This window comes from Planomicrobium sp. CPCC 101079, from assembly GCF_007859275.1.
GTDB lineage: Bacteria > Bacillota > Bacilli > Bacillales_A > Planococcaceae > Planococcus.
Window position 1 is genome coordinate 428,642 of sequence record NZ_VOHC01000011.1, and the last position, 13,120, is coordinate 441,761.

11 protein-coding genes are annotated in these 13,120 nt (G+C 47.2%); 7 read left to right on the forward strand and 4 right to left on the reverse strand.

The genetic code is table 11. From position 1 onward, the window contains the following. Nucleotides 1-8: 8 nt before the first annotated feature. The 4 genes from FQV28_RS06645 to nhaC all read right to left on the reverse strand — a co-directional run bounded on the left by FQV28_RS06645 (nucleotide 9) and on the right by nhaC (nucleotide 3,907). On the reverse strand, nucleotides 9-428 hold the full coding sequence (locus FQV28_RS06645; protein ID WP_146494820.1) for a MarR family winged helix-turn-helix transcriptional regulator: 420 nt from the start codon (nucleotides 426-428) through the stop codon (nucleotides 9-11). Nucleotides 429-603: 175 nt separating this feature from the next. Continuing rightward, entirely contained in the window at nucleotides 604-765 is a 162-nt protein-coding gene (locus FQV28_RS19155) for a hypothetical protein (RefSeq protein WP_186763796.1), read from the reverse strand. A gap of 105 nt (nucleotides 766-870) precedes the next feature. Further along, nucleotides 871-2,334, reverse strand: a complete 1,464-nt coding sequence (locus tag FQV28_RS06650; protein WP_146494822.1) for a UDP-N-acetylmuramoyl-L-alanyl-D-glutamate--2,6-diaminopimelate ligase — start codon at nucleotides 2,332-2,334, stop codon at nucleotides 871-873. A 187-nt stretch (nucleotides 2,335-2,521) separates the two neighbouring features. After that, nucleotides 2,522-3,907 carry a Na+/H+ antiporter NhaC gene (gene nhaC, locus FQV28_RS06655; RefSeq protein WP_146494824.1) on the reverse strand — a complete coding sequence of 462 codons (1,386 nt, stop codon included), beginning with the start codon at nucleotides 3,905-3,907 and terminating at the stop codon, nucleotides 2,522-2,524. A 363-nt stretch (nucleotides 3,908-4,270) separates the two neighbouring features. Here nhaC and FQV28_RS06660 point away from each other — a divergent pair, with 363 nt between their 5' ends. The 7 genes from FQV28_RS06660 to FQV28_RS06690 all read left to right on the forward strand — a co-directional run bounded on the left by FQV28_RS06660 (nucleotide 4,271) and on the right by FQV28_RS06690 (nucleotide 13,082). Further along, nucleotides 4,271-4,801 carry a glycine/sarcosine/betaine reductase selenoprotein B family protein gene (locus tag FQV28_RS06660; protein WP_146494826.1) on the forward strand — a complete coding sequence of 177 codons (531 nt, stop codon included), beginning with the start codon at nucleotides 4,271-4,273 and terminating at the stop codon, nucleotides 4,799-4,801. Nucleotides 4,802-4,867: 66 nt separating this feature from the next. Then, nucleotides 4,868-5,056 (forward strand): hypothetical protein, encoded by a 189-nt coding sequence (locus tag FQV28_RS06665; RefSeq protein ID WP_146494827.1) that lies wholly within the window; start codon nucleotides 4,868-4,870, stop codon nucleotides 5,054-5,056. Between the two features lie 427 nt (nucleotides 5,057-5,483). Then, nucleotides 5,484-6,836: a 3' terminal RNA ribose 2'-O-methyltransferase Hen1 gene (locus FQV28_RS06670; RefSeq protein WP_146494829.1), complete on the forward strand. Its 1,353-nt coding sequence runs from the start codon at nucleotides 5,484-5,486 to the stop codon at nucleotides 6,834-6,836. Beyond that, nucleotides 6,833-9,424, forward strand: a complete 2,592-nt coding sequence (locus FQV28_RS06675; protein WP_186763798.1) for a polynucleotide kinase-phosphatase — start codon at nucleotides 6,833-6,835, stop codon at nucleotides 9,422-9,424. Before FQV28_RS06670 ends, FQV28_RS06675 begins: the two co-directional genes overlap by 4 nt. Before the next feature lie 477 nt (nucleotides 9,425-9,901). Beyond that, nucleotides 9,902-10,885, forward strand: coding sequence for a ring-cleaving dioxygenase (locus tag FQV28_RS06680; protein WP_146494833.1), 984 nt, complete (start codon nucleotides 9,902-9,904; stop codon nucleotides 10,883-10,885). A 183-nt stretch (nucleotides 10,886-11,068) separates the two neighbouring features. After that, the gene (locus tag FQV28_RS06685) at nucleotides 11,069-12,277 is read left to right on the forward strand and encodes a cation:proton antiporter (RefSeq protein ID WP_146494835.1); all 1,209 of its coding nucleotides are present in this window, start codon (nucleotides 11,069-11,071) and stop codon (nucleotides 12,275-12,277) included. Nucleotides 12,278-12,635: 358 nt separating this feature from the next. Then, nucleotides 12,636-13,082, forward strand: coding sequence for a hypothetical protein (locus FQV28_RS06690; RefSeq protein ID WP_146494837.1), 447 nt, complete (start codon nucleotides 12,636-12,638; stop codon nucleotides 13,080-13,082). Nucleotides 13,083-13,120: the final 38 nt, after the last annotated feature.

Here is a 13,120-nt window from a genome sequence, read left to right on the forward strand (position 1 = left end):
CTAGTCCCTCATTCGATTAAATTTTTTCTGATTGTCTCCATTACCCGGATTGCTTCTAACTGTTCTTGTTCTGAGATGCCCGCCAAGATATTTTGTTCAAACTGGTCAACCGTTTCGCGGACTTCTGTGGAAATGCGGTTGCCGAGTTCTGTCAACTGCATCCGTTTTTCACGTTTGTCTTTCGTCGGGACATGTTCAACATACCCCAATTCTTCCAAACGATTGATTGTCCGAGTCACCGTCGGTTTTTCCACGCTTTGATAGGTGGAGAGCTCCACTAATGTCGCGGTGCCGAGATGGGAAAGGTAGTACAGGATTGTCCATTGGGAACGATACAAACCGTGCTTGGCAAGTTCCAAGTTTAAGTGGTGTTCAAACGGCCTGTAGAGGAGGAGAAATTGGTGAAAGAACTCGCGGTACGTTTTTATAGAAATCCCTCCTTTTCAAATAGTTACCCTAAGTAACAGTTACCCAAGTTAACTATTATAATAGCAAAAAAAGAAAAACCTGTCCAGAAGACGCCCAGGCGGCGAGCAACAGAGAGTTCCGGAAATCGAACTATTAAAAAGCGACCAGGAAGTTGCTTTCCTGGTCGCTTTTGGATTAGGTATAGAAAGTTTGGCTGATCCATTCTAAAAGTTTTGCAAGCAGCCAAAGCGGTGCCCCGACGAGAAGTATACCCGCTATAAAATAACTAGCCGCTTTCACTGCACCAAACAGCAAATCTTGGATGGCACCAGCCAAATCGTCCACAAATCTCAACATACAGATCCCGCCTCTCGGTTTTTGCCATTTTCACCATCATAGCATAGCCTGAAAGTTGGAACATGGAAATTTAAAATTCCACTCTGTTTGATCAACAATTTGGAGTTACCTGGCGACCACCTGTGAATTCAACACATAATCCACGGTTTCCTGGTCGGACTTCGTCGGGAGGTGATAGGATTGTTGGAAGGTTTCATGCCCTTTGCCGGTGATGATGATAAAATCCCCTGATCGGCTATGCTCCATCGCTAATTTTATTGCCAGCGTTCGATCGGATACGATCAGCCCTTTTTCATTTCCGAATTGGTCATTTAAACTGTCTAAATTGTGCACCATGTCAGTTAAGGCCACTGAATTCAAATCATCCAAGGTCAAAATGTATTGGTCGCTCAATTCGGAAGATACCAGCAGCATCTCTTTTCTTTTGCTGAGGTCTCGATTGCCTCTGAATCCGAAGATATGGACGATCCTTTTGGCCGCCAATTGTTTGGCTGTTGTCAGAACGTGCAGCAGGGCATCCGGTGTATGGGCATAGTCAATTACGATGGTCGCACCGTTGGGAATTTTGAACGTTTCAAACCTTCCGGCTACACCTTTGAATTGGTGGAGTGCATCTACAATGCTTTCCGGTGGCAAACCAGCAATTCGGGAAGTGCTGTAAGCCAAAAGCGTGTTTAGCATATTGTGCATGCCAGCCAAAGGAGATGGGATGGTGATTTCTGTGCCTTCTTCATTCAGTTGAATCATTGAATTTTTTACATCGAATGCAAGGCGGCCCGCGCCATTGGTTTTTGATTCTCCTACCGCGTATGTCCGAACCCCTCTAGCTTGCAATAAATCCACGAGTTGACTTCCCCAAATCGTATCGGTGCTGACGATGGCTGTTCCAGTTGGCTTTAAGTGGCCGAACAACCGGGATTTTGCCTGAAAGTAATCGCTTAACGAATCGTGGTAATCCAAATGCTCATGATGAAGGTTGGTGAATAAACAATAATCAAATTCCAAGCCTTCAATGCGGTTCTGTGTCAGGCCATGCGATGACACTTCCATGATCACGACATCGTCCCGGCTTTCAGCGAGAAGTTGGTGAGCCACCAAAGAGTTTGGTGTGGTATTGGCACTTTTTATCACTGTGCCATTTACGATGTTTTGGATCGTCCCTATTATCGCGCAAGACTTTCCGGTGCTTTCGAAAATCTGTTTCAACAAATAGCTCGTGGTTGTTTTGCCATTCGTCCCGGTTATGCCTATCATCAGCTTAGCGTTTGATGGATTGTGATAGAAATTCTTGGCGAGGAGGCCAAGTGCTTTCCGGCTATCGTCCACTTGAATATAAGGGACCGGCAACTCCAAATTTTTAGCTTCTCCAATGACGAACGAAGCGCCGTTCTCAATCGCATGTTCGATATAGTCATGGCCGTCGTTGCCATAACCGCTTATCGCGACAAAGACAAACCCCGGTTGGACCTTCCGGGAATTTTCCGCGATGCCCCGAACGGTTTGTTCCAGCGTTCCATCTTCAATTTCATTTATGATTTTCAATTTATTTATCAGTCTTTTGAGCAGCATCAGGTTGACCTTTCTGTATAAAACTTAAGATTCCCTGATTATAGAGAAGAAGTATGGAGAATTTATGCAGATTTGAAAGATTGTTTTGCACGAAATTAATAAGCATGATTAACGGCAAGCTAAAAAGAAGGGCGTCCGCTATTTGACAGCGGACGCCCTTCTTTTTGGATTTGAAGCTGTAAGAGGCTTAGTTCCTTTTGTTATAAGTTAACGTTTTCCCGGTTATACCAAACACAACCGTCAGCACTGGACACAGGAAGCAGAAGAACGCGAATGGCAAATAAGATAAGGTGGAGACGCCGAGCACCGAGGTGATAAAGATGCCGCAAACGCTCCACGGCACAAGTGGATTCACCACTGTTCCGGCGTCTTCCATGACGCGGCTCAAGTTCTTGCCGGCCAGTCCGAGTTTATCGAACTGGCCACGGAACGCTTGGCCGGTCAACAGAATGGACAAGTACTGTTCACCAACCAAAATGTTGATGCCGATTGCTGTCATAGCTGCAGCGGCAATCACAGAAGATACTTTATTTAGCAAACTTTCAACTTTTCCTAATAAGGTTTGGACAATACCGAGCGTAAAGAGCAGACCGCCCATGCTCAGCGACAACAAGACCAGCCCGATTGTAAAGAACATGCTTTGCATGCCGCCGCGGGTTAGCAATTGATCAACGTCTGCGACTCCAGTTTCCGAAACATAGCCGCCGAACAAAATACCGAAGACCTCCGACACCGCGTAGCTTTGGTGCAGGTAGGAAAGCGCAATGGCTAAAATGGAACTGACCGCTAGATTCATCATGGCCGGCACTTTCTTGATTGTGAGTATAACCAATGCAACGAGCGGCAAAATCGCATACCAGTGGATGGTGCCGGTCGCTAAAAGACCTTCTTGGAAAGCTTGAATCTTCTCAAGATCGGTCAAGACCACATCGGGCGAAAGAATGGCGAAAATGATTAGCGAAATGAAAAACGCCGGGATGGTGGTCCAACCCATATTGCGGATATGGGTAAATAAATCGACACCGGCGATTGATGAAGCCAAATTGGTCGTATCCGAAACGGGCGACATTTTATCGCCGAAAAATGCGCCTGAAACGATGGCGCCGGCTGTAATGGCAAGAGATACATCAAGTACAGTGGCCATTCCGATAAATGCAACACCGACCGTCGCAACGGTTGTCAATGAGCTGCCGATCGCCAAGCCGACAATCCCCGCTATTACAAAGACAATCGCGAAGAAAAACAGCGGCGTGATCAGGTGGAATCCGGCATAGATAAGTGTCGGGATGGTCCCGCTCATCATCCAGGTGCTGATCAGGATGCCGATAAAGAAAAACAGGAATACTGCGCTCATGCCCGCTCCGGCGCCTTGCACCAGACCGCTCTCAAGCTGGCGGTACGGGACTTTTTTGATCAAGCCGTAACAAATCAGCAGAAGGATGGAAAACAGGATAGGCAAATGCGGGGCGGCTCCAAATCGGATCAAACTGACGCTGATGGCCGCGACGATTAACGCTACTAACAAAATGGACTCTTTGACAGATGGTGTAACTACTGCTTTGATGTGGAACATGATGTAACCCCCTTAATTTATGAAAAACAAAAAGAAAACCTATCATCCCTGAGAAAGGGACGAAGGTTTTCTCCGCGTTACCACCCTATTTGACGGCCTTAAAGCCATCCGCTTCGTTAAAAGTTGAAAACAGCAGATGGTGTATTTCATCCGGATTGCTGCCTGAATTTCCACCACCCATTCAGTCTCTTTGTGCTGCGCGCAATCGAATTACTAGAACATCTTTCAACGTGTGTATAGTTGCTTATAGCTTAAAATCTTACCATGGGTTTTTTTGAAGTCAAGGAGATTTTTAATTCGCCATAGAGGCTACAAGGAGTTTCTCGCAACGGGTCGAATACTTATAAACCAGAAAACTATTTTATGGCAGGAAGGAGAAGTTTAATGAAAACGAAGACCAAACTAAAATCGAAATTGTCTCGGACCTTTTCAAACAATTTTCCTGGCGCTTATCAGAAGTTCACGATGCAGCACACACAACAAAATGAAGGCCTGCCGGAAACGAATGTACAAAAACCCATCAAAGCGTGTACGGTGGCTTTGATTTCCACTGCAGGAGTCCATTTGAAAACGGATCCGCCCTTTGATGTTGACAATCCGGCCGGAGACCCGACGTTCCGGTTGATTCCCGGGCATACGGAAGAAGCGGAGTTGACGGTGACCCACATTTATTATGACACCAAATACGCAAAAACCGATCCCTCCATCGTCTTTCCGCTCAAGCAGTTGCGGGAACTTGCTAATGGCGGAGAGATTGGAGCGGTAGCAAGTGCTAACATTGGGCTGAACGGCGGCATACTTGATACAGAATTGGTGGAACGCGATGCCATCCCGTTTGTCGTTGAACTGTTCCGGAATGAAAACATTGATGTTGCTCTTCTTGTGCCTGGCTGAGGATCTTGCCATAACGTACTCGGGCTGTATGCCCGGGCTTTAGAAGAAGTTGGCATCGCTACTGCCATGATTTCGCTTTTCCCCGATGTGACCGATAAAGTCGGAGCACCGAGAACGCTGCATGTGCCGTTCAAAATGGGACGCCCATGCGGAGAGCCGTTTGATTTTGAGACAAGGACAAGGGTGTTAAAACAATTGCTTGAGCTGGCATTGTTGCCTTCCGGGACGCGGTTGATATATCAAGATGTTCCATAACAACAGGCCAAGCGCTTCCCAAAACCAAGCGCTTCCCAAGGCGCCTTGGCTTGTTTAGCTGCGGTAAATTTTGTTTTTATGAAATTTAAAGTCAGTTGCCAATAAACAAAAGCAAGGAATCATCATATGCACTAATGCCTAAATGGAGGCTTAGCGGGACAGATTGTTACTAAATTATAGAGGGAATTGTATTAATAATCTTGCAAACGAGAGCGGCTTCTGGATTTCTGGAGAAAGCTCTTCAACTTTGTCTCCCATCACATAGACCCGGAGCGGCATGCCGCTCCGGGTCTATGTTTGTTTTTGGTAACTGTGCAGGCCACTTATAAACACTTAAATTGTTTCATGTATATATTCGGATATGGGACCTATGCTATATTTAGATTATCCTATTTTTGTTAATTTCACGCACGAAGGAGTATGCCATATGTATCTGACGATTCAAGCCCAAGGGGACAACGTTAAAGCTATTTCATATTTGCTGGCCAAGAACCCGAACAATGTATACGAGCGGAAACAAAAAGGCCATTTGGTTCGCTTTTTCTACAGCAAGTGCACCGATACGGAACTGGATGCAACGATTTTCATCACGCCGGATCCGCTTGAACTAATCCAAAACAAATCGCGTTCCAATGATATTACCCATTACATAAATGACCGGGAATTTGCTGTCAGCAGCATCTTTACTTCGCTGATTCGCTCCGCTCTTGGCACGGCTCTTAACGGCCAGCCAAAAGAAGAATATGCCCAGTGGGTCGGTCACCGCTTTCCGTTTCGCTTCACGTTCGGTCCGGTTGCGTCTTCGCTATCTGATCAACAACTGCGAGCATTGTTTGAACCGATTGGATACGAAGTCGAGATAACACGGCCAAAGATCGACTATTCGATCCACATCAAAGACCGCAGCTCTGTCCGTACCGTTTCGCTGTCAGGACTTCAGACGCTGCAAGACGGACTGCGCCATTTGTTTGTCTTGATTCCGGTGATCGATAACTACAAACACTATTTTATAGACGAAAAGGAAATAGACAAACTAGAGCGCTACGGGGAAGGCTGGCTTGAAACGCATCCGAACCGCGAATTCATCTACCGGCAAGCACTGCGTTTCAAGGAATTATACGATTTAGTAGACCTCGCCGACGAAAAAGAGAAAAAGGAATCTCCGGAAAAAACACTGCGGCTAAATGATCTGCGCTATGAAAAAATCATCGAATTACTCGAGGGCTTAAAACCGAAAACAGTTGTGGACTTCGGTTCTGGCGAAGGCAAGTTGTCCGCAAAAATCGGGTTCCTAAAAGGAATCCAAGAAATCCTGGCGGTTGAACCTTCCGAGTCTGCTGCGCTTAAAGCGATGGATCGGTTCAACAAACTGGAGGAAAAAGAACAATTCGTAATGCCGGAAGCCATCTGGGGATCGCTGTTTTACATGGATGAGCGCCTGAGAGACAAGGATGCTATTGTACTCTGTGAAGTGATCGAGCATATCGATGAACAGCGCCTCCCCAAAGCGATGGACACGATTTTGTCCGTCTATCAGCCAGGTGCGTTGATTATTACAACACCTAACCGCGAATACAATGAGGTTTACGATATGGAAGACCATTTCCGCCATGCCGACCACCGTTTTGAATGGACGCGTGTGGAATTTGAAGGATGGTGCCACAAACGGAATCACCAGTCTCAATACGAACTGGAATTCCACGGCATTGGAGAAGAACAGCAGTTCTTTGGGCATCCGACCCAGCTCTGCATTTTTAAACGAAAGAGGGAATTCTCATGAAAATCGGATTGCCGCATGCGGGCATTGTTTTGCTAGTCGGACCTTCCAATAGCGGAAAATCAACCTTGCTCAACAGTCTGATCACAGATGGCGCCATTGTGCCGTCAGAAGTGATTGGTTCAGACCAATTCCGGATCCTGGTCAGCGACAAGGAATTTATCGGATGGGGCGACCGGCCGCCGGATGAAGCTGTGGGTTTGATGGAAGAGTACAACAGCATTTCAAAAGAAGCGTTTTCCTTGATGGAATCGCTTATCGAAACCCGTTGCCGTTTGGATAAAGTCTCTATTGTCGATGCCACACATTTGCATTCGGCAGACCGGAAACGCTATATCGCCTTGGCAGAGAAAAACCATGTGCCCATCATTTCTTTGGTATTCGATATACCGGAAGCGGAATTGCTGCGCCGTGATGAAAATCGGGATTTCCCCCGCGGAAAACGGCGCATTAAGCAGCAAGTCCAAGTGTTCAACCGGGAAAAGCGCTGGCTAAAAAAAGAAGGCTTTGCTTCTGTTTATACCATTAAAGATGTTGGTGCCCTTGAGTTCTTCCGCCATGCAAATCCATTGAAGAAAGAGGTCGGTCCCGGCATTGACCTCGTCGGTGATGTACATGGCTGCTTTGAGGAATTATTGGAACTCCTTGGGAAACTGGGATACCAAAAAAATGAGGAAGGATTATTCGTGCATCCGGATGGACGGAAATTTGTCTCCGTTGGCGATGTCATGAGCCGCGGCCCGGCTTCACTCGAAACAATGCAATTCTTCCAGCAACACGTCCAACGGGATTTGGCCTTTATGGTCGACAGCAACCATGGCTGGAAAATCGCCCGCTGGCTTGATGGCCGGAATGTAGTCCTCAGCCATGGCGACGAAAAAGTGGAAGCCGAATTTGCAGCGTACGAAAACGAGGCAGGCAGCGAGAATGCTAAGCAACTGAAAACCGAGTTGAAGGATCTATTGTTGCAAGCGCCTTCCCATTTGATCTTTACAGCCAATGGCGTCCCTGTTCTTACTTGCGCCCATGCCGGCATCAAAGACGAATTTATCGGCAAGCAGTCAGCTGCGGTCAGCGATTTTTGCCGCTACGGAGCCACAGGAGGGAGCGATGTTCAAGGAAAGCCGATCCGGAAAGATTGGACCGCATCCCGCACCTCCCAATCGCTTATTGTTTGGGGCCATGACCCAAAACCGCGCCCACTCTTGATCAACAACACGATTAACATTGATCAAGGCGTGGTATTCGGCGGCGAACTGACGGCATATCGGTATCCGGAACGCGAATTCGTGTCAGTTTCTGCCAAAGAGAATTACGCAGGAACAGACGGCAACCCGCTCCATGAATGGGAGAAAAACCGGTTAAGTCCGCCGAATATCGCGAAGTTCTTGAACGGCTATTCGGTCTTGACGGAAGAGCTCGGCGAGGTGAAAATCCAGCAAGAAATTGTCAAGCCCGCAATCGATTCGGTTTCCCACTTTACTGTGCCGATTGAACAACTGCTCTATATTCCGCCAACGATGAGCCCGACACCGAAGCCTTCTTCACTGGTAGGGTATTTGGAACATCCACAAGAAGCGATCGATTATTACCGGAGCAACGGCATTGAAACACTCATCGCAGAGAAAAAACACATGGGCAGCCGTGCCGTGCTGCTGTTGTTTGAAAGCAAAGAAGCGGCAAAAAAACAGACCGGATTGGACACGCTTGGCATCATCCATACCCGGACTGGGAAGCGTTTTTTCGACGCAGAGTTGGAACAGCAAGTGGTCAACCGACTACACAGCGAGTTGCAGAAAAAAGGCTATTTCCGCAAGCACAAAACTGAATACGTCTTATTGGACGCTGAAATCATGCCATGGAATCTGAAAGCGAAAGAACTGATCAGCGCCCAATACGCCCATGTGGCGGAAAATGCGCTTTTGGACCGTTCTGCTTTAACCGGCAAACTGGCGGCTGCCGCAGCGGAAAATGAACAATTGACCGGATGGCTTAAAGAATATGAGCAAAAGCAGGAGAATGCCGAAGCGTTTCGTGACGTGTTCCAGAAATATTGCTGGGAAGTGGACGCGCTCGAGTCGATTCAAATCGCCCCTTTCCATGTCCTGGCCCACAGCGGGGAAACATTCTTCCACAAGCCGCATACCTGGCACATGGCCATGAACCGCGAATTTGCCGACGGGTCCGAGTTATTTGTAGCGACAGAGTTTAAATTGATTACCGACCAGGCAAGTGAAGATCAAGTGATTGCCTGGTGGGAGGAGATGACTGAAGATGGCCATGAAGGCATTGTCATCAAACCGGAATCTTATATTGCCAAAAACAAAGGCAAACTCCTGCAGCCGGCAATCAAAGTCCGCGGAAGGAAATACTTGAGCATTATTTATGGCATGGATTACCTCCAACCGGAAATTCTTGCGCGCCTTAAAAACCGCAATACCGGAAAAAAGCAAAAAATGGCGTTAAAGGAATTCTCACTTGGCCTCGAAGGCATTACCCGCTTTCAAAACCGGGAATCCATCGAGCGGGTCCATGAATGCGTCTTGGCCACACTTGCCTTGGAGTCTGACCCTGTAGACCCAAGATTATAAATTTTTTTATTGGAGAGAAAGAGCAAGCCGTTCTTTCTCTTTTTATCTTGTCTAAAGCAGCAGACCAGCCAGCGACAAATGCCGCTGATTTTTCGTTGCCACTAGAAAAGAAGGAGGTGTATGCAATTGAAAAAGCAATGCCATCAATGCCAGACGGAAATGATCCCTGACTGCCGAGTAACAATTGAGGGCGGAATGTACGGGATAAAGATCAGCCGAAAAGGAGGCGGGCTTTTTAGACGGGCATCCGCTAAACCCAAAGCCGCAGTTTGCCCCGAGTGCGGGTACATAGCATTATACCTGGACAACCCCAGCGAGTTTATCCGGTAACACCTATACTCGTCGTCAATAGCAAGCGCTTGTTTCAAAGGTCCGAACAACATGGTTGACAGCACGGAATAGAAAAGGTAAAATTATCTCGAATTCAAGATAATTATTTTTCAGTTTAATTCCACTTTGAAAGGGAGTTTGTCCATTATGAACCACATTAAAGGAATGCACCACGTTACTGCCATCACCAGCAGCGCGGAAAAGAACTATGAATTTTTCACATATGTATTAGGCATGCGCCTTGTCAAGAAAACCGTCAATCAGGACGATATCCAGACCTACCATCTGTTCTTTGCCGATGATAAAGGAAGTGCAGGCACGGATATGACGTTCTTCGATTTCCCGGGAATCCAAAAAGGCACGCACGGAACCAACGAAATTTACAAAACGTCATTCCGCGTGCCGACAGATGCAGCGCTTGACTATTGGATAAAACGTTTTGACAAATACGAAGTCAAGCATACGGGCATCAAGGAATTGTTCGGCAAGCAAACGCTGTCGTTCACAGATTTTGACGATCAGCAGTATATGCTGGTGTCGGATGAACACAACGAAGGCATCGCTTCCGGGACGCCCTGGCAAAAAGGGCCAGTGCCGCTTGAGTTTGCGATTACCGGCCTTGGACCGATCCACATCCGGATCGCCCAGTTCGATTATTTGAAAGAAGTGCTGGAAAAAGCCATGCTCTTCCGCGAAATCGCCAAAGAAGGTTCGCTTCATTTGTTCGAAGTGGGCGAAGGCGGCAACGGTGCACAAGTGATCGTCGAATACAATACGGTATTGCCACAAGGGCGCCAAGGGTTTGGTACCGTCCACCATGCTGCGTTCCGTGTTGAAGACCGCGCCGTGCTGGACGAATGGACAGAACGCATGGAGAAATTCGGTTTCGGGACTTCCGGCTATGTTGACCGTTTCTTCTTCGAGTCGCTGTATGCCCGCGTCGCGCCTGGCATTTTGTTTGAGTGGGCAACAGATGGTCCTGGCTTCCTAGGCGATGAGCCGTACGAAACCGTCGGTGAAAAATTGTCTTTGCCGCCGTTTTTAGAGGGGAAACGTGACCAAATCGAAAAAATGGTCCGTCCGATCGACACGGTCCGAAGCACAATCGAATTCGAAAAAGAATACTTGTAATCCACACTTTCTTCACCAGCAAATGCCGCTTGGCGTTCGCTGGTGTTTTTTCGTTTCAGACTTGAAATTGCGGGAGGGAGATGTATATACCCGCTTATCAGGCGGTTGGTGAGAAATCGATGTTTAAACCAGATTCAGGAAGGAAAACAAGAGTAAAAAACATTCGCATTGGAGGAGAATCTTATGGCGATTACCCATCAAGTCCTTGTGTTGCTGTTTATCGGCTATATCATTTATACCATCGACTTGAAAAAGAAATATTTCCCCGTACCGGTTGTGCTTGTGCTGCTGGGCATCGGCCTGTCATTTCTCCCGTTTTTCTCTTCCTTGAAGATTTCGAAAGAAGTCATCTTCAATGTCTTCCTCCCGGCACTGCTGTTTACTTCCGCCTACCAATTCCCGCAAAGCCAGCTGAAGAAAAATTTCGGCATCATCATCACACTCAGCACCGCCGGTTTGTTTGCCACGACGGCTTTACTGGGGATCGGCATTTATTTCATCAGCGGTTCTCTTGTTTCGCTTTCTTGGACAGCGGCATTCCTGCTGGCATCCATACTGGTGCCGACTGACCCTGTATCGGTTACCGCCATTATCAAAAACAGTACCGGACAAGAACAAATAGCAGATATTGTTGAAGGGGAATCGATGGTCAATGACGGGACAAGCATTGTTCTGTTCACCATTTTCCTGTCCATGTTCGAGACGGGCAATGGATTTTCCATCGGCAAACTTATCGGGGACTTCTTCCTGGTTTCTTTGGGAGGCGTCGCAATCGGTTTGCTGCTGGGCTGGCTCTTAAGCAAAGCGATCCGCTATACGCACGATAAGCAGTATCAGGTAATGCTGACAATCATAGTGGCTTATGGTGGGTTCTACATCGCTGAAGCAATCGGTGTTTCGGGGGTCTTGGCTACTGTCGTGGCCGGGATGATGCTATCTTTTGAAATTGGCCGTTCGATCAAGGAAGACAAGCTAAAAGAGTCCCTGGACGGATTTTGGGATATCATCAATCCTACAATCTTGTCGGTTCTGTTTTTGATGATTGGGATACAGACGGCAGATTATTTGGCTTTTCCGCATTGGGGAGCGGCCATAATGATTTTCGTCCTTTCCGTTATTGCCAGATTCCTCGTGCTGGGCGGCTTTGTTTACGGCGTTCCCGCTTGGCGAAAAGAGTTTGACAGCGACTTTTCCACCACGGCCTTGATGTCTTGGGCCGGCATTAAAGGGAGCATGTCAGTCGCGCTGCTTCTTTGGTTGGAATCTGCTGTCTCTGAAGGCGATCAACTGCTTGTTTCGTTGGCGTTCGCGGCTATCCTCTTGTCCCTTGTTCTCCAAAGCATGGGCATTTATCCGCTTGCAAAACTATTGGCCCCAAAAAGCGATGGGTAAAATAAGCGATTGCTTTAAAACTTAATGCCAAGCGAAAGACCAGGAAATATACCGGTTTTTCACTACTTGGAAGATCAGCCAGCAAAAAATAAAGAGCAGAGCAGTCTGTTCTTTTTCGTTTCTTGTGTTTCTTGCCTATCCAAAACCCGGAAAAACAAGAGCATTTTTGGGGGAAATGGAGTATGATGGGCGTAAAAGGACGCTTACAAACATAAACAGCTGCATCCGTGTTCCACGGCCTTATGGTGTTCACACTCTAAATCGTGAAAGGAGGGGTGCATCACTTTCTATCCGAAAACCCTTTGAACTCTGCGAACTGCTGATGCCAGTAGGATACGTGATAAAGGGAGTGAACAGGATGACTATGTTGTATAACGACCCCAAACCGGAAAAAAGGAACGGATCGGCTTTCTTGCTGATTGTGGCACTGCTTGTAGCAGCGGGCCTGCTTTACTACTTTTTCTTAAAAGATGACAATGCTGCGGAAGCCGACCTGACGCCAGGCGCAACTGCAGACTACGATGTGGCGATTGACTTATTCAATGGCCTATTCAATGTGTCGGCGGAAATCGAGGTGTTGAATGCGTCGGAGGACTCGCGGGAAGAAATCGGCTTTGATTTCGTCCCTGCTGGATTGCACGAGCGGAGTATCTCTGTGTTTTTGAACAATTCATGGGAGACCCGATTAAGCTCAGTGACTGATTCGGAAGGGGAACTTTTTTACAAATTGAACGACAACCGTTTTTTCATTCTGCTTCGGAAACCGTTAGAACCTGGCAGCAAAAAGAAAGTTTCTGTGGAATAAGGGAAGCATATTATGAGTTCTCACTTAAAAAGAGGAAC